This window comes from Streptomyces similanensis, assembly GCF_039543625.1.
In the GTDB taxonomy this organism is placed as follows: Bacteria; Actinomycetota; Actinomycetes; order Streptomycetales; family Streptomycetaceae; genus Streptomyces; species Streptomyces similanensis.
This window is the reverse complement of record NZ_BAABKC010000025.1, coordinates 33,260-48,808: the sequence shown is the minus strand read 5'-3', so window position 1 is coordinate 48,808 and position 15,549 is coordinate 33,260. Positions and strand designations below refer to the sequence as shown.

Sequence of the window (15,549 nt, the reverse complement as noted above, 5' to 3'; positions counted from 1 at the left end):
ACGCGGCCCCGGTGCGGCGCCCCTTCGGCCCGCACCGGCACCGCGCCGGAAAACCCTTCCCCGCGCTCGTCGGAGCACGGGGGATGCCCCGACCGCGGCCGGACACGGCGGGCGCACCCCTCAACAGTAGGCCGCGGAAGGCTCGCACGGGCAGCGGTCGCCGACGGTTGCCCGAATGCGCCCCGGCCACCCGTATGCATCTGATATGCGCCGTACGGGTGGCCTTCAACCGCTACCCGCCGGTCGGGGCGGCCACTTCGGCCACTACTCGCCCCTCGGGGGTAGCACTTCGGCCACCGCTCCTCTCGGGAGCCCGACTTCGGCCACTACTCCTCGGCGGGGAGCGCGACTTCGGCCGCCGCGTCGGGAACGGCGTCGGGAACGGCGTCGGGCGCGGCTTCGGCCGCCGCGTCGGGGAGCGCCACTTCGGCCGCCGCGTCCGGGCCCCGGTCGAGCAGGACGCCGAATCCCTCCTCGTCCAGCACGGGCACCTTCAGCTGCATCGCCTTGTCGTACTTGGAGCCGGGGCTGTCGCCGACGACCACGAAGGAGGTCTTCTTGGACACCGAGCCGGTCACCTTGGCGCCGCGGCTCTGGAGCGCCTCCTTGGCACCGTCCCGGGTGAAGTGCTCCAGGGTGCCGGTGACCACGACCGTGAGGCCCTCCAGCGGGCGCGGGCCCTCGTCCTCGCCGGGGCCCTCCTCCTCCATGCGCACGCCCGCGGCCCGCCACTTGCGGATGATCTCCTGGTGCCACTCCTCGGCGAACCACTCCTTGAGGGAGGCCGCGATGATCTGGCCCACCCCGTCGGTGCCCGCCAACTCCTCCTCGCTCGCCTGCTCGACGCGGTCGATGGAGCGGAACTCGCGGGCCAGCGCCTCGGCGGCGACCGGGCCGACGTGACGGATCGACAGGCCGGTGAGCACCCGGGCCAGCGGGCGCTGCTTGGCGGCGGCGATGTTCTCCAGCATGGCCAGCGCGTTCTTCTTCGGCTCGCCCTGCTGGTTGGCGAAGACGGTGGCGATCTTCTCCTCGCCGGTCTTCGGGTCGCGCTTGGGCAGACCGCTGTCCTGGTCGAGGACGTACGCCTTGATGGGCAGCAGCCGCTCGATGGTGAGGTCGAACAGGTCGCCCTCGTCGCGCAGCGGCGGCTCGGCCGGCTCCAGCGGCTTGGTGAGGGCGGCGGCGGCGACGTAGCCGAAGTGCTCGATGTCCAGCGCCTTGCGGCCGGCGAGGTAGAACAGCCGCTCGCGCAACTGGGCGGGGCACGCGCGGGCGTTGGGGCAGCGCAGGTCGACGTCGCCCTCCTTCATGGGCCGCAGCGGCGTCCCGCACTCGGGGCACTCGTCCGGCATCACGAACGCGCGCTCGCTGCCGTCGCGCAGGTCGGCCACCGGGCCGAGGATCTCCGGGATGACGTCGCCGGCCTTGCGCAGCACGACGGTGTCGCCGATGAGGACGCCCTTGGCCTTGACCACGTCCTGGTTGTGCAGGGTGGCGAACTCGACCTCGGAGCCGGCGACGGTGACCGGCTCGACCTGCGCGTACGGCGTGACCCTGCCGGTGCGGCCCACGCCCACGCGGATGTTGAGGAGCTTGGTGTTGACCTCCTCGGGCGCGTACTTGTACGCGATCGCCCAGCGCGGGGCGCGCGCGGTGGAGCCGAGGCGGCCCTGGAGGCGGATCTCGTCGAGCTTGACGACCACGCCGTCGATCTCGTGCGCCACCGAGTGGCGGTGCTCGCCGTAGTAGGCGATGAAGTCGCGGATGCCGTCGAGGCCGTCCACCACTCTGTTGTACGGGGAGGTGGGCAGGCCCCAGCCGCTCAGCAGGTCGTACCCCTCGGACAGGCGGGTCAGGCCCTCGTAGCCCGCCAGGGCGCCGATGCCGTGGACGACCATGTGCAGGGGGCGGGTGGCGGTGACCCGCGGGTCCTTCTGGCGCAGTGAACCGGCGGCGGCGTTGCGCGGGTTGGCGAAGGGCTTGTCGCCGGCCGCGACCAGGCGGGCGTTCAGCTCCTCGAACCCCGCCATCGGGAAGTAGACCTCGCCGCGGATCTCGACCAGGTCGGGGACCCGGTCGCCGTGCAGGCGGTCGGGGATCTCGGCGATGGTGCGGACGTTGGGCGTGATGTCCTCGCCGGTGCGGCCGTCGCCGCGGGTGGCCGCGCGGGTGAGCCGGCCGTGCTCGTACGTCAGGTTGACGGCGAGGCCGTCGACCTTCAGCTCGCACAGGAAGTGGTACTCCTGCTCGCCCAGCTCCCTGGCGATCCGGTCCACCCAGGCGGCCATGTCCTCGTCGTTGAACGTGTTGTCCAGCGAGAGCATCCGCTCGCGGTGCTCGACCGCGGTGAACTCCGTCTCGTAGGACCCGGCGACCTTCTGGGTCGGCGAGTCCGGCGTGCGCAGCTCCGGGTGGCGCTCCTCCAGGGCCTCCAGGGAGCGCAGGAGGCGGTCGAAGTCGGCGTCGCTGACGACCGGCGCGTCCTTGACGTAGTACCGGAAGCGGTGCTCCTCGACCTGCTCCGCGAGCCGCGCGTGCTCCTCGCGGGCCTCGGCGGGCACCGCTGTCTCCGCTTGCTGCTTGTCGCCGGCCACCGTGTGGTCCTCCCGTTACTCAGGGTTGTCCGCGAGGGATCTCGCCGCCCGGACGCAGTGGGCGAGCGCCTGGCGTGCGTACGCGGGGGAAGCGCCCGCGAGTCCGCACGCCGGGGTGACGGTGACCGCGTCCGCGAGAAGCCCCGGTCGCAGCCCCAGCCTGCGCCACAGCGTTCTGACACCCATGACGCTACCGGCAGGGTCTGACAACGGGCCGTCCGTGGCCGGCACGACACCGGCGAACAGCCGGGTGCCGGCCTCCACGGCCTCCCCGAGCACCTCGTCGTCGCGCTCGGTGACGAGCGAGAAGTCGAAGGAGACGCCCGCCGCGCCCGCCCGGCGCAGCAGCGCGAAGGGGACGTCGGGCGCGCAGGAGTGGACCACCACGGGCCCCTCGGCGTGCACGCCGACGACGTCGCGCAGCGTCGCCTCGACCACCTGGCGGTCCACGGCGCGGTGGGTGCGGTAGCCGCTGGCGGTGCGCACCTGCCCGCGCAGGACGGCGGTGAGGGAGGGCTCGTCCAGTTGCAGGACGACCTGCGCGCCGGGCACCCGCCGCCGCACCTCGGCCAGGTGCGGGCGCAGGCCCTCGGCGAGGGAGGCGGCCAGGTCGCGGCAGGCGCCGGGATCGGAGAGGGCCGCCTCGCCGTTGCGCAGCTCCAGGTTCGCGGCGAGCGTCCAGGGGCCGACGGCCTGCACCTTCAGCGGCCCTTGGTGCTCCTGGGTGTGCTCCTCCAGGGCGTCCAGGTCCTCCCGCAGCCAGGAGCGGGCCCGCCGGGTGTCGCGGCCCGGCCGGTCGCCGAGCCGCCATCCGCTGGGCTCCACGCGCGCGTACAGCTCGACCAGCAGGCCGGCGGTGCGCCCGATCATGTCGGCGCCGGGCCCGCGGGCGGGCAGCTCCGGCAGGAAGGGGAAGTCCTCGAAACTGCCCACGGCGGTCTTGGCGGCCTCCCGCGCGTCGCCGCCGGGCATCGATCCGACCCCGGTGGCGGCGCCGAACTGGAACTGGCTGTTTTCGCTCACCCGCGCAGCCTACGCAGCGGCGCGCCCGGGCCGGCGCACCGGTCAGCGCCCCGGCCGGACCGTGAGGTCGTTGACCTCGGCGTCGTGCGGCAGGTCGAGGGCCATCACGATGGTCGTCGCCACCGATTCGGGGTCGATCCAGCGGGCCGGGTCGTACTCCTTGCCCTCCTGCTGGTGCACCTTGGCCTGCATGGGGCCGGCGGTGCGGCCCGGGTAGACGGAGGTGACGCGCACGCCGTTGCCGTGCTCCTCCTGGCGCAGGGCGTCGGCCAGCGCCTTCAGGCCGTGCTTGGAGGCGGCGTAGGCGGACCAGTCGGGGCTCGCGCTCAGGCCGGCGCCCGAGTTGACGAACAGGACGTGGCCGCGTGCGGCGCGCAGCTGGGGCAGGAAGTGGCGGGTCAGCTCGGCGGGCGCGATCAGGTTGACGTTGAGCTGGTGGCGCCACGCCTTCGGGGTCAGCTCGCCGACCGGGCCGAGGTCGACCACGCCGGCGACGTGCAGCAGGGAGTCGACCCGCTCGGGGAGCGTCTGGTGGGAGAACGCCCAGCTGAGCCGGTCCGGGTCGGCGAGGTCGCCGACGAGGGTCCGGGCGCCGGGGAATTCGGCCGCCAGTTCCTTGGCGCGGCCCGCGTCGCGCGCGTGCAGCACGAGCTGGTCCCCGCGCGCGTGCAGGCGGCGGGCGACGGCCGCGCCGATGCCGGAGCCGGCTCCGGTGATCACGTGTGTAGCCATGCCGCCATGCTCGCACCCGGGCGTCAGGCCGCGTCCAGGGACTCCTCCAGGTAGGCGAGCGCGGCCGCCGGCTGGTCGGCGAAGAAGACCAGCTCGGCCAGCGGCCGGGGCAGGAAGCCCTCCTCCTCCATCCGGCGGAACTGCTCGCGCAGGCCGTCGTAGAAGCCCGCGGTGTTCAGCAGCACCACCGGCTTCTCGGTGCGGCCGTGCTTCTTCAGCTCCAGGATCTCGGTGGCCTCGTCCAGGGTGCCGGTGCCGCCCACCATGATCACCACGGCGTCGGCCTTCTCCAGCAGCAGCCGCTTGCGCTCGGCGAGGTCGCGCGCGATGACCATCTCGTCGGCGCCGGGCCGCGCCTTGGCCGACAGGAAGTCCACCGACACGCCGACGAGCCGGCCGCCCGCCTCCTGCACGCCGTCCGCGACCACCTTCATCAGGCCGCTGTCGGAGCCGCCCCACACCAGGGTGTGCCCGCCCTTGCCGAGCAGCCGGGCGAAGTCGCGCGCGGGGCGGGTGTAGCGGTCGTCGAGGTCGGCGGCGGAGAGGAAGACGCAGATGTTCATGCGGCCCACGGTACGCGGGGCGGGTAGGTGTATGACACACGGGAAGATGCGGGGCCCGGCCGGTGCTGCCCCTGGTATGACCCGAGAAACCCGAGGACACACGATCACCGTCGAGCCGAGCGGCGAGCACGTGCGCGTGGTGCGCGGCGGGCAGGTCCTGGCGGACAGCCGCCGCCCCCTGGTGCTGCGCGAGACGGGCTGCCCGCCGCGCTACTACCTGCCGCCCGAGGACGTCCGCCTCGACCTGCTGACGCCCTCCGGCACGCACACCCACTGCCCCTTCAAGGGCGACGCGTCCTACTGGTCGCTGCCGGACGCGCCGGACCTGGTGTGGGCGTACCCCGAGCCCAAGCCGGACGTGGCCGCGATCAAGGACCACCTGTGCTTCTACGACACCGAAGTGGTGTGAACCCCCGGGGCCCGGGTCGCCGAGCCCCAGCCCAGTGGACCCGGAGCCCAGTGGACCCGGGTCCCCGGACTTCTCGCCGCCTCCCCGATGAGTTCCCTCCGGCGTGGCAGTCTGCCTAGGCATGGAGAACGGCAGGGAGACGGCCATGGACCATCAGGTCACCTCACGCGACGGCACCCGCCTCGCGTACGCCCGCACCGGCGAGGGCCCGCCCCTCGTCCTGGTGAGCGGGGCGATGTCGACGGGCGCGACGCTGGCGCCGCTGGCCGCGCGCCTCGCCGGCCGCTTCGACGTCCTCGTCCCCGACCGCCGGGGGCGCGGCGCGAGCGGTGATACGGCGCCGTACGCGGTCGAGCGCGAGGTGGAGGACATCGCCGCGCTGATCGGGGCGGCGGGCGGCGGCGCGGCGCTGTACGGCGTCTCGTCGGGCGCCGCGCTGGCCCTGGAGGCGGCGGCGAGCGGGCTGCCGGTGACCCGGGTCGCGGTGTACGAGCCGCCGTTCGCGCTGTCCGACGAGGGCGCGGAGGAGCGCGCCGCGTACACCGCGCGGCTCACCGAGGCGCTGGACCAGGGGCGGCGCGGGGACGCGGTGGAGCTGTTCCTGGCCCTGACCGGGCTGGCGCCCGCGATGATCGCCCACGCCCGCACCTCCCCGATGTGGCCGGACATGGAGGCGATCGCGCCGTCCCTCGCTCACGACGACGCGGTGATGGCGGGCGGCCGGGTCCCGGTGGAGCGGCTGGCCGCGATCACGGCGCCGGTGCTGGCCCTGGCGGGCGGCGCGAGCCCGGCGTGGATGCGGGAGGCGGCCCGGGCGACGGCGGACGCGGCCCCCGAGGGCGCCTACCGCTGCCTGGCGGACCAGACGCACCTGGTCGACCCGGACGTACTGGCGCCGGAGCTGGTGGAGTTCCTGACCGGCTGAGCGCCGCTCTCGCTGTAACCAACTCCACACCCACCGGCCTCACTTGGCGGCTCTAGGATCTTGGGCGGGCGCGGCGCACGACCGCGTCCGCACGGGGAGCCGCCATGCGTTACGCCGACCAGCCCGCCACGCACCGCGAGGTGCGCGTCGCCGCCGATCCCGCCCGGGTGTGGGAGATCGTGGCCGACGTGCCGGCGATGACCCGCTGGAGTCCCGAGCTGGAGCGGGTGGAGTGGTGCGACGGGGCGACCGGACCCGCCCTGGGCGCCCGGTACACCGGTCACAACCGGCATCCCGTCAACGGCGAGTGGCGGACCGTCTCCGAGATCACCGAGTACGCGCCCGGGCGGACCCTCACGTGGTGCGTCCTGGACGTCGACGGCCGGTTCGGCAAGGCCCCCGACGGTTCCGCGTCCCGCATGGCCACCTGGTCCTTCACCCTCTCCCCCGCCCCGGAGGGCGGCACCGTGCTGCGCCAGTCGGTGACGATCGGCCCCGGCCGCTCGGGCCTGAGCGCGTACATCGAGCAGCACCCGGAGCGCGAGGAGGCGATCGTCGCCTTCCGCCTGGACGAGCTGGGCAAGGGCATGGAGGCGACGCTCGGCGGGATCAAGGAGACGGCGGAGGGCGACCGCCGCCCCTGAACACCGGTGCGCCGCCCCCGCGCCGCGACGCTCAGACCGCGCCGGCCGTCGCCCTGCGCGTCGAGGCGATCGTCGCCGAGCCCACCACGCGGGTGCCGTCGTACAGGACGATCGCCTGGCCGGGGGCGACGCCGCGGACCGGCTCGGTGAAGGTCACCCGCAGTTCGCCGTCGACGAGTTCGGCGCTCACCTCGCTCTCGCCGCCGTGGGCGCGCAGCTGGGCGGTGTAGACGCCGGGGCCGGTGGGGACCGCGCCGCACCAGCGGGGCCTGATCGCGGTGAGGGCGTCGACGTCCAGGGCGGCGGCCGGGCCGACCGTCACCGTGTTGTCCACCGGGGAGATGTCCAGGACGTAGCGGGGCTTGCCGTCGGGGGCCGGGGTGCCGATGCGCAGGCCCTTGCGCTGGCCGATGGTGAAGCCGTACGCGCCCTCGTGGCTGCCGACGACCGCGCCGCTCTCGTCCACGATGTCGCCCTCCGCCCGGCCCAGGCGACGGGCCAGGAAGCCCTGGGTGTCGCCGTCGGCGATGAAGCAGATGTCGTGCGAGTCGGGCTTCTTGGCGACGGCCAGGCCGCGCCGCTCGGCCTCCGCGCGGATCTCCTCCTTGGTGGTGACCGTGTCGCCGAGCGGGAACAGCGCGTGCGCGAGCTGCTTCTCGTCCAGCACGCCGAGGACGTAGGACTGGTCCTTGGCCATGTCGGAGGCGCGGTGCAGTTCGCGCGCGCCGTCCGCGCCGCGCACCACCTTGGCGTAGTGGCCGGTGCACACCGCGTCGAAGCCGAGCGCGAGCGCCTTGTCCAGCAGCGCGGCGAACTTGATCTTCTCGTTGCAGCGCAGGCAGGGGTTGGGGGTGCGGCCGGCCTCGTACTCGGCGACAAAGTCCTCCACGACGTCCTCGCGGAAGCGGTCGGCGAGGTCCCAGACGTAGAACGGGATGCCGATCACGTCCGCGGCGCGGCGGGCGTCGCGGGAGTCCTCGATGGTGCAACAGCCCCGCGCGCCCGTGCGGAAGGACTGCGGGTTCGCGGAGAGCGCGAGGTGGACGCCGGTGACGTCGTGGCCGGCTTCCGCGGCGCGCGCGGCGGCGACGGCGGAGTCGACGCCGCCCGACATGGCGGCGAGGACGCGGAGGGGGCGGGGGCGCTGCGGGGTGTCAGTCATAGCCCTTACAGGGTACGGGGACGCGGGGTCAGCGGTCGCGGACGTTCTGCTCGCGCGGTTCCGGCAGCACCCGGGCCACCGTGTCGAAGTCGTCGTCCAGGTGGAGCACGGTCACGTCAGGCCCGCCGCGCGGGCGCGTTCCACCGCTGGGGCGATGGCCTTGGCGACCGCCTCTACGTCGGCCTCCGTGGAGGTGTGGCCCAGGGAGAAGCGCAGGGTGCCGCGGGCCAGGTCCGCTTCGGTGCCGGTGGCGAGCAGGACGTGGCTGGGCTGGGCGACGCCGGCGGTGCAGGCGGAGCCGGTGGAGCACTCGATGCCCTGGGCGTCCAGCAGGAGCAGCAGGGAGTCGCCCTCGCAGCCGGGGAAGGTGAAGTGGGCGTTGGCCGGGAGCCGGCCGCCGGGCGCGGGGTCGCCGTTGAGGATCGCGTCGGGCACGGCGTCCTGGACGGCGGCGACCAGCCGGTCGCGCAGCGCGCCGATCTCCCGGGCGAACCGCTCGCGGTGCGCGGCGGCGTGCCGGCCGGCCACGGCGAACGCGGCGACGGCGGGCACGTCGAGGGTGCCGGAGCGCACGTGCCGTTCCTGGCCGCCGCCGTGCAGCACGGGCACGGGGGTGTGCTCACGGCCCAGGACCAGCGCGCCGATGCCGTACGGGCCGCCGATCTTGTGGCCGGAGACGGTCATCGCGGCGAGCCCCGAGGCGGCGAAGTCGACCGGGAGCTGGCCGACGGCCTGGACCGCGTCGGCGTGCAGCGGGACGCCGTACTCGGCCGCCACGTCGGCCAGTTCGCGCACCGGCTGCACCGTGCCGATCTCGTTGTTCGCCCACATGACGGTGGCCAGCGCCACGTCGCCGGGGTCGCGGGCGATCGCCTCGCGCAACGCCTCGGGGTGGACGCGGCCGTAAGAGTCGACGGGGAGGTATTCGACGGTGGCGCCCTCGTGTTCGCCGAGCCAGTGCACGGCGTCGAGGACGGCGTGGTGCTCGACCGGGCTGGCCAGGACGCGGACGCGGGCCGGGTCGGCGGCGCGGCGGGACCAGAACAGGCCCTTCACGGCGAGGTTGTCGGCCTCGGTGCCGCCGGCGGTCAGGACGACCTCGCTGGGGCGCGCGCCGAGCGCTTCGGCGAGGGTCTCGCGGGACTCCTCGACCGTGCGGCGGGCCCGGCGGCCGGACGCGTGCAGGGAGGAGGCGTTGCCGGTGACGCCCAGCGCGGCGGTCATCGCCGCTGCCGCCTCGGGGAGCATCGGCGTGGTCGCGGCGTGGTCGAGGTAAGCCATGGTGAGCCCGATTCTACGGGGCGTGCCGCCATGGCCCCGGGGCGCGGTCGCGCCGGGTTCCGCCCGCCCGCGCGCGGCGCCTCACGGCGGACCGGCCCTCGCGGGACGCGGCGCCCGCGAGGGGCGGGACGCGGTGGCTAGAAGTTCCAGGACACCGTGTGGTCGGCCTGCATGAAGGCGGCCAGGACGAGGAGGTCGGCGACGCCCAGGCCGAGGCCCAGCAGGGCGCGGCCGCGGCGGTGGGTGCCGCGCCACAGGGCCACCGCGGCCAGCGCGATGGCGATGGGGCCGAGGACGAGGTTGAGGACGAGCAGGCCGAGCAGGCCGAGGACGAAGGACGCGACGGCGGCGCCGTCGGCGTCGCGCAGTCCGGTGCGGCGGGCGGCCGGTGCGGTGAGGTGCATGGTGCGTGCTCCCTGCGGTCGGTGCGGGGCGTCAGTGGGACGTGCCATGCCTGCGGGCGTGCCGCTCGCGGAGCGCGAAGACGGCCAGCCAGACGGCGATCACGACGGCGGCGACGGCGCTGAGGCCGAGCGGCGCGTGGGCCACGGTGCCCAGGGTCAGCCCGAACAGCAGCAGTGCGGCGACGAGGAACAGCATGGGACGGATCCCCCTCCAGCGTTCTCCCGGACCTCTGTGACGCGGCCGGGAACGTGCGGTGAACGCTTGTAGTAACAGTTGTTCACTGACTACCCAGTCTAGCGTGCGCGATCGCTTGGAAATTCCGGAGAACAGTTGTTAACTGCATGGCATGAGTCACACTCCCGGCGTGCGCCAGGCGCAGAAGCTGAAGACCCGGCGGGCGCTGCTGGACGCGGCTCTGACGCTGCTGGAGGAGCAGAGCCTGAGCAGTCTGGGCCTGCGCGAGGTCACCCGCGCCGTGGGCGTCGCCCCGACCGCCTTCTACCGGCACTTCCGGTGCACCGCCGACCTCGGGGTGGCGCTGGTCGACGAGGCGCTGGGCAGCCTGCACCCGATGATCCGGACCACGGTGTCCGACGCGGACGACAGCGAGGAGCGCATCGCGCGCGCCGTCGAGCTGATCGCCCGTCATGTGGACGCCTTCCCCGCCCACGTCCGCTTCATCGCCCGCGAGCGGCACGGCGGGGTCCAGCGGGTGCGGGCGGCGATCCAGGAGCAACTGGGCCGGTTCGCCCGCGAGGTGTGCGACGAACTGGCCAAGGACCCGCAGTCGGCGGGCTGGAGCGCGGACGACCTGCTCATGCTCGCCCATCTCTACGTCGACCAGATGCTGGTCACCGCCTCGCTGTTCCTGGAGGCGCCGCCCGCCCCCTCGGCCGAGCGCGAGCGCGTCGCCCGGCTCGCCGCCCGGCAGTTGCGGCTGATCAGCGTGGGCCGCCGGCACTGGCGGGACTGACGCCGCGCGCCCCGAAGCGCCCGCGGCCCGGCTTCATCACTCCCCCTGCGGACCGTCGTAGATCCGCGCCACCGAGGTGAGCGCCCGGCGCAGTTCCTCGCGCGCCTCGGGCGGTGACACCACCTCCACCTGGTCGCAGAAACCGAGCAGTTGGCGCACCGCGCGGGGGCTGCCGTACGACAGCCGTACGGTGACCCACTCGCCCTCCCCGTCGTCCTCGGGGCGGCCGGTCATCGACGCGCCCTGGAGGCGCAGGAACATGTCCAGGCCGGCGCGGCGCACCCGGACGGTCACCTCGAAGCCCTCGGGGCGCTCCTCGACCTGGCGGCGCAGCACCTCCCAGGCGTCGGCGAGTTCGACGCCCGGCCGGCGCCGTACCGGGTCGGGCAGCGACCGGGCCGAGCGGACCCGGTCGGCCCGGAACAGCCGCGGCCGGCCCCGCCGGTCGGCGACCAGGTACCAGACGCCCGCCTTGGCGACCAGGCCGTAGGGATCGACGGTGTACGTGCGCGGCTCGCTCTCGCCGCCGTGCCGGTAGCGCAGCCTGAGGCGGCGGTCGGCGAAGACCGCGTCCTGGAGGACGCCCAGGTCGACGGGCGGGTGCGGGCCGCTCTTCCAGCGGGTGGCGTCGACCAGGATGCGCCGGCCGGCCGCCTCGGCCGCCGGACGGTGCGGGGCGGGCAGCGCGGCCATCACCTTGCGCAGCGCCGAGCCGAGCGCCGCGTCCAGGCCGAGCGCGGCGTGCGCGCCCTGCGCGGCCAGCACGAACAGGGCGCGGGACTCGTCGGCGGTCAGGCCGGTGACGTCGGTGCGGAACCCGGCGAGCAGGGCGATGCCGCCGTGCCGGCCCCGCTCGGCGTAGACCGGCACCCCGGCGGCCGACAGCGCCTCGACGTCCCGGTAGACGGTGCGCACCGACACCTCCAGGCGCTCGGCGAGTTCGCGCGCGGGCACCCGGCCCCGGGTCTGGAGGAGCAGCAGGACGGACAGCAGGCGGTCGGACTTCACGGCCCCAGGATCGCGTCCGGCGCGGGCCGGGGACAAATGTTGACGGCAGGTGTCAGGTTTTACGCCGATGCTGGGCTCGTCATCGGGTCGGCGCCCCCGGCGTGCGGCTCGACGGCTTCGAGAACGCGCGATGTTTTGAGGAAGGCAGCAGCATGGACTCCACCACCCCCCTCCCCGACCCCCGTCCCGTCTACGCCCGCGCCACCGAGCAGGCGGCGGCGGTGATCGCGGCGGTACGGCCCGAGCAGCTGGCCGGGCCGACGCCGTGCCGCGAGTTCGATGTGCGGGCCCTGCTGGACCACGTCGTCGTGGTCAGCCTGCGGCTCGCGGCCGTCGGCGCGGACGGCGTCCCGCGCGCGGTGGACACCGCCACGGACGGCGTGCCGGACGACGGCTGGTCCGCCGCCTACGAGGAGGTCCGCACCAGGGTGATCCGGGCCTGGGAGAGCGACGAGCGGATGGCCGCGCCGACCCGGGTGCCGTGGGGCGAGATGCCCGGGCGCGCCGCCCTGTCCGGCTTCGTCATGGAGCTGGTCGCCCACACCTGGGACCTCAACGAGGCGCTGGGCCGGCCGCTCGTCCTCGACCCGGAGCTGGGCGAGTTCGCGCTCGCGGCCGCGCACCGGGCGCTGCCCGAGCCGGAGCGCGACCCGCGGCGGCCCTTCGACGCGGCCCGGCCGGCCCCCGAGGGGGCCGACGCCAACGACCGCCTGGCAGCGTGGCTCGGCCGGCGCCCGCTCGACCGGGTCTGACCCCGGGCGAGCCCCTCGGCCGGGGTCAGACCCCGGGCCGACCCTCGGCCGGCCCTGCCCCCCCCTGGCGAGCCGGTCAGCCGGGTCTGACTCCGGGCGAATCCCTCGGCCGAGCCCGACCCCAGGCGAATCGCTCCCCAGCCCGCCCCCAAGTGAACCGGTCAGCCGAGTCGGACGCGGGCGAGTTGGCGGGACTGGGCGACCAGGCGGTCGGCGCTGTCCCACACCTCGGCGTCCTCCTCCAGGAAGCCGCCGGCGAGGTTGCGGGTGGTGATGGACACCCGCAGCGGGCCGGGGGCCGGGCGGCAGCGGACGTGCACGGTCAGCTCGACGGTCGGCACCCAGCCCTGGAGCCCGAGTTCGAAGGCGGTCGGCGGCAGCGCGTCCACCGCGAGCAGCAGGGAGAGCGGGTCGGCGTCGCGGCCGTCGGCGAGTCCGAACCAGGCCCGCATCTCGCCCTTGCCCGAGGGCGCGCCGAGCGCCCAGCCGAGGGTGGCCGGGTCCAGCTTGAGCATCAGGCGCTCGGCGATGGCGGAGACGCTGTCGTCGGGGGCCGGGCCGTCCTCGGGGCCGAAGCACTGGGCCATCGGCGGGAGGACGGGCGGCTCGGCCGTGGTGCGCACGTCGTCGGGCAGGGCGGCCAGGTCGCCGTAGGAGGCCAGGACGCGGATGCGCTCCACCTCCCGGCCCTCGTCGTCGTACTGGAAGAGGGAGGCCTGGCCGGTGGAGAGGGTGCGGCCGGTGCGGATCTCCTCGGTGCGCACGACGGCCGGGCCGGGCCGGGACGCGGTCAGGTAGTGCGCCGAGATCGTGAACGGGTCCGGATGCGGCAGGGCGTCGCCGAGCGCGCGGCCGAGGACGGCGAGCAGATAGCCGCCGTTGACGGCGCCGAAGATCGTCCAGCCGGCGGAGAGGTCGATGTCGTAGACGCCCGGGGCGCGCCTGGCGACCGCGGTGTCCCGGTCGAACTCGCTGTCGCCGACGGTGGCCCGCGCGGCCGGGGCGGAGGCTGCTTGTGACATGGCTGAACGGTACAGCAGGAAACTACTAAGCGGTAGCTTTGTGTGTTGCGCCGAGGTGAACACCTCCCCGCCCGCAGGTTCCCCATAGGTTCCGCGCGGATGAGACATCGGCAATAGTCCGGTAAGTGTCCGTACGCGCCCGTAACCCGAAGGGACGAAATCCCCTCTACGGGGACATGAGCCTCACCGGGACCGCGTTCCTCTACACCGCCGTGGCGCTGGCCGCCCTCGCCCTGGCGCTGCCGTTCCTGCTGTGGACGCGGCTGCGCGGCCCCCGGGCGGTGCGCGCCGCGCTGCGGGCGCTGATGCTGCTGTTCGCCCAGACCACGGCCGTCACCCTGGTCTTCGTCCTGGTCAACAACAGCAACAACCTCTACGACAACTGGGCCGACCTGCTCGGCACCGGCAACCACGTGCAGCGGGCCGCCGACCTCGGCGCCGACGGCACCGGCGGCATCGCCTACCGCAAGCTGCCCAAGGTGAAGCAGGACTTCGAGCAGGCCGACGGACCCCGGATGCACGAGGCCGGCGGGGTCCGCGTCACCCAGCTCAAGGGCCGCGTCTCGGGCGTCTCCGCGGAGGTGTACGTCTGGCTGCCGCCGCAGTACGACGACCCCGCCTACAAAGACAAGAAGTTCCCGGTGGTCGAGCTGCTGTCCGGCTACCCGGGCTCGGCCAAGGCGTGGTTCGGCTCGATGCACGTGCACGAGCAGCTGGAACCGCTGATGCGCGCGGGCCGGGTCGCCCCCTTCATCCTGGTCTCCCCGCGCACCAACCTGGTCGCCAAGGCCGACACCGGGTGCGCCAACATCCCCGGCACCGTCAACGCCGACACCTGGCTGAGCATCGACGTGCCCAAGATGATCACGGACAACTTCCGCGCCCTGCCCGCCCCGGACGGCTGGGCCGCCGCCGGCTACTCGGCCGGCGCCCACTGCGCCGCCAAGCTCGCCGTCGCCCACCCCGACCGCTACCGGGCCGCGATCAGTCTGTCCGGCTACAACGACCCGATCGGCGAACGCGACTCGCTGGCCAACCAGTCCCCCGCACTGCGCCGGGCGAACAACCCCTACGTGCTGCTGCGCGAGGCCCGCACGCCGCCGCGGATCGCGCTCTACGTGTCCGGCGAGGCCGGCGACGGCTACGAGGCCGCGGTGGCGCTGGCACAGGCCGCCAAGGCGCCCACGACCGTGCGCCCGGTGTTCCTGCCGCGCAGCGCCGGCGGGCACACCATGGCGCTGTGGCGGCCGCAGGTGCCGGTGGCGTTCCGCTGGCTGACCGCCGAGCTGAGCGGCAAGGCGGCCGGCGCGCACCCGGGCGCCGGCTCACCCGCCGCCCCGGGCGCCGGCCCGCACGGCCGGCCGGCTACTCCTCACGGACCGTCGAGCGCCGGTTCCACGCCCGCGGAGCTCGCCAGTGGTACTTCATCGCGAGCAGGCGCAGGGCGAAGGCACTGACCGCCGCGAGCGCGGTGGTCAGCGGGGTCAGCGCGTCGTAGTGGATGCACAGCACCACCATGGTGGAGCCGACGATCGCCGGGACCGCGTACAGGTCGCGGTCCCAGCGCAGCAGCGAGGGCACCTCGTTGGCGAGCACGTCGCGCAGCACGCCGCCGCCGACCGCGGTGGCCAGGCCGAGGGTCGCCGACGAGGTGAGGCCGAGGCCGTAGTCGTACGCCTTCGTCGTGCCCGAGACGCAGAACAGGCCGAGGCCGGCCGCGTCGAAGACGTAGACCGCGCGCTGGATGCGCTCCACGTGCGGGTGCAGGAAGAAGACCACGACCGTGGCGAGCAGCGGGGTGAGGAAGTAGCCGAGGTCGGTGAAGGCGGCCGGGGGCACCGCCCCGATGACGATGTCCCGGAACAGCCCTCCGCCCAGCGCGGTCACCTCGGCGAGGACGGCGATGCCGAAGACGTCGAAGTTCTTGCGCACGGCCAGCAGCGCGCCGGAGATGGCGAACACGAAGATGCCGACCATGTCGACCGTGTGCTGGACGGAGGGGCTGAACAGTTGCTGAAGCACCCCACATTCTTACTCAGGACGCGAGGTGCGC

Annotated in this window: 17 protein-coding genes; 6 read left to right on the top strand and 11 right to left on the bottom strand. The window is 74.4% G+C overall.

The annotated features are described in order from the left end of the window. Positions 1-326: 326 nt before the first annotated feature. The 4 genes from ligA to ABEB07_RS09060 are packed head-to-tail and all read right to left on the bottom strand — an operon-like array spanning position 327 to position 4,915. Positions 327-2,597: an NAD-dependent DNA ligase LigA gene (gene ligA / locus ABEB07_RS09075; RefSeq protein ID WP_345667785.1), complete on the bottom strand. Its 2,271-nt coding sequence runs from the start codon at positions 2,595-2,597 to the stop codon at positions 327-329. 15 nt (positions 2,598-2,612) lie between these two features. Then, complete coding sequence (locus ABEB07_RS09070; RefSeq protein WP_345667783.1) at positions 2,613-3,620, bottom strand: methionine synthase; 1,008 nt, start codon at positions 3,618-3,620, stop codon at positions 2,613-2,615. A 42-nt stretch (positions 3,621-3,662) separates the two neighbouring features. Next, positions 3,663-4,352 carry an SDR family oxidoreductase gene (locus tag ABEB07_RS09065; RefSeq protein WP_345667782.1) on the bottom strand — a complete coding sequence of 230 codons (690 nt, stop codon included), beginning with the start codon at positions 4,350-4,352 and terminating at the stop codon, positions 3,663-3,665. A gap of 23 nt (positions 4,353-4,375) precedes the next feature. After that, positions 4,376-4,915, bottom strand: a complete 540-nt coding sequence (locus tag ABEB07_RS09060; RefSeq protein ID WP_164587256.1) for an LOG family protein — start codon at positions 4,913-4,915, stop codon at positions 4,376-4,378. 76 nt (positions 4,916-4,991) lie between these two features. On the opposite strand from ABEB07_RS09060, the gene ABEB07_RS09055 reads away from it, so the two are divergent. The 3 genes from ABEB07_RS09055 to ABEB07_RS09045 all read left to right on the top strand — a co-directional run bounded on the left by ABEB07_RS09055 (position 4,992) and on the right by ABEB07_RS09045 (position 6,893). After that, positions 4,992-5,324: a DUF427 domain-containing protein gene (locus tag ABEB07_RS09055; protein WP_345667781.1), complete on the top strand. Its 333-nt coding sequence runs from the start codon at positions 4,992-4,994 to the stop codon at positions 5,322-5,324. A gap of 145 nt (positions 5,325-5,469) precedes the next feature. Beyond that, entirely contained in the window at positions 5,470-6,249 is a 780-nt protein-coding gene (locus ABEB07_RS09050) for an alpha/beta fold hydrolase (protein ID WP_345667780.1), read from the top strand. Positions 6,250-6,353: 104 nt separating this feature from the next. Next, a complete protein-coding gene (locus tag ABEB07_RS09045) occupies positions 6,354-6,893 on the top strand; it encodes an SRPBCC family protein (protein WP_345667779.1) in 540 nt (179 codons plus the stop codon). 31 nt (positions 6,894-6,924) lie between these two features. Here the strand turns inward: ABEB07_RS09045 and mnmA are convergent, their stop codons facing one another. From mnmA to ABEB07_RS09025, 4 genes are all read right to left on the bottom strand, one after another. After that, positions 6,925-8,055 (bottom strand): tRNA 2-thiouridine(34) synthase MnmA, encoded by a 1,131-nt coding sequence (mnmA, locus tag ABEB07_RS09040; RefSeq protein WP_345667777.1) that lies wholly within the window; start codon positions 8,053-8,055, stop codon positions 6,925-6,927. 111 nt (positions 8,056-8,166) lie between these two features. Further along, positions 8,167-9,336: a cysteine desulfurase family protein gene (locus ABEB07_RS09035; RefSeq protein WP_345667775.1), complete on the bottom strand. Its 1,170-nt coding sequence runs from the start codon at positions 9,334-9,336 to the stop codon at positions 8,167-8,169. Between the two features lie 137 nt (positions 9,337-9,473). Continuing rightward, entirely contained in the window at positions 9,474-9,740 is a 267-nt protein-coding gene (locus tag ABEB07_RS09030; protein WP_176150586.1) for a DUF4190 domain-containing protein, read from the bottom strand. Positions 9,741-9,771: 31 nt separating this feature from the next. Beyond that, a complete protein-coding gene (locus ABEB07_RS09025; protein WP_176150585.1) occupies positions 9,772-9,936 on the bottom strand; it encodes a hypothetical protein in 165 nt (54 codons plus the stop codon). 151 nt (positions 9,937-10,087) lie between these two features. Between ABEB07_RS09025 and ABEB07_RS09020 the strand changes: the two genes are divergently transcribed. Then, positions 10,088-10,714 (top strand): TetR family transcriptional regulator, encoded by a 627-nt coding sequence (locus ABEB07_RS09020; RefSeq protein WP_345667772.1) that lies wholly within the window; start codon positions 10,088-10,090, stop codon positions 10,712-10,714. Positions 10,715-10,750: 36 nt separating this feature from the next. On the opposite strand, the gene ABEB07_RS09015 is transcribed toward ABEB07_RS09020, so the two are convergent. Continuing rightward, positions 10,751-11,722, bottom strand: coding sequence for a helix-turn-helix transcriptional regulator (locus ABEB07_RS09015; protein WP_176150583.1), 972 nt, complete (start codon positions 11,720-11,722; stop codon positions 10,751-10,753). A gap of 152 nt (positions 11,723-11,874) precedes the next feature. Between ABEB07_RS09015 and ABEB07_RS09010 the strand changes: the two genes are divergently transcribed. After that, positions 11,875-12,474, top strand: a complete 600-nt coding sequence (locus ABEB07_RS09010; protein WP_345667771.1) for a TIGR03086 family metal-binding protein — start codon at positions 11,875-11,877, stop codon at positions 12,472-12,474. Between the two features lie 161 nt (positions 12,475-12,635). On the opposite strand, the gene ABEB07_RS09005 is transcribed toward ABEB07_RS09010, so the two are convergent. Continuing rightward, positions 12,636-13,496: a thioesterase family protein gene (locus ABEB07_RS09005; protein WP_345667770.1), complete on the bottom strand. Its 861-nt coding sequence runs from the start codon at positions 13,494-13,496 to the stop codon at positions 12,636-12,638. A gap of 176 nt (positions 13,497-13,672) precedes the next feature. On the opposite strand from ABEB07_RS09005, the gene ABEB07_RS09000 reads away from it, so the two are divergent. Beyond that, entirely contained in the window at positions 13,673-14,953 is a 1,281-nt protein-coding gene (locus ABEB07_RS09000) for an alpha/beta hydrolase (protein WP_345667768.1), read from the top strand. Here the strand turns inward: ABEB07_RS09000 and ABEB07_RS08995 are convergent. Next, a complete protein-coding gene (locus tag ABEB07_RS08995; protein WP_176150580.1) occupies positions 14,862-15,518 on the bottom strand; it encodes a trimeric intracellular cation channel family protein in 657 nt (218 codons plus the stop codon). The two genes, ABEB07_RS09000 and ABEB07_RS08995, sit on opposite strands and share 92 nt — an antisense overlap. Positions 15,519-15,549 lie beyond the last annotated feature (31 nt).

Coding starts and splice junctions, on each gene's coding strand:
- ABEB07_RS09010 (WP_345667771.1), top strand. CDS start 11,875: ATGGACTCCACCACCCCCCTCCCCGACCCCCGTCCCGTCTACGCCCGC.
- ABEB07_RS09020 (WP_345667772.1), top strand. CDS start 10,088: ATGAGTCACACTCCCGGCGTGCGCCAGGCGCAGAAGCTGAAGACCCGG.
- ABEB07_RS09025 (WP_176150585.1), bottom strand. CDS start 9,936: ATGCTGTTCCTCGTCGCCGCACTGCTGCTGTTCGGGCTGACCCTGGGC.
- ABEB07_RS09060 (WP_164587256.1), bottom strand. CDS start 4,915: ATGAACATCTGCGTCTTCCTCTCCGCCGCCGACCTCGACGACCGCTAC.
- ABEB07_RS09055 (WP_345667781.1), top strand. CDS start 4,992: ATGACCCGAGAAACCCGAGGACACACGATCACCGTCGAGCCGAGCGGC.
- mnmA (WP_345667777.1), bottom strand. CDS start 8,055: ATGACTGACACCCCGCAGCGCCCCCGCCCCCTCCGCGTCCTCGCCGCC.
- ABEB07_RS09000 (WP_345667768.1), top strand. CDS start 13,673: ATGAGCCTCACCGGGACCGCGTTCCTCTACACCGCCGTGGCGCTGGCC.
- ABEB07_RS09035 (WP_345667775.1), bottom strand. CDS start 9,336: ATGGCTTACCTCGACCACGCCGCGACCACGCCGATGCTCCCCGAGGCG.
- ABEB07_RS09050 (WP_345667780.1), top strand. CDS start 5,470: ATGGACCATCAGGTCACCTCACGCGACGGCACCCGCCTCGCGTACGCC.
- ABEB07_RS09065 (WP_345667782.1), bottom strand. CDS start 4,352: ATGGCTACACACGTGATCACCGGAGCCGGCTCCGGCATCGGCGCGGCC.
- ABEB07_RS09030 (WP_176150586.1), bottom strand. CDS start 9,740: ATGCACCTCACCGCACCGGCCGCCCGCCGCACCGGACTGCGCGACGCC.
- ABEB07_RS09005 (WP_345667770.1), bottom strand. CDS start 13,496: ATGTCACAAGCAGCCTCCGCCCCGGCCGCGCGGGCCACCGTCGGCGAC.
- ABEB07_RS09045 (WP_345667779.1), top strand. CDS start 6,354: ATGCGTTACGCCGACCAGCCCGCCACGCACCGCGAGGTGCGCGTCGCC.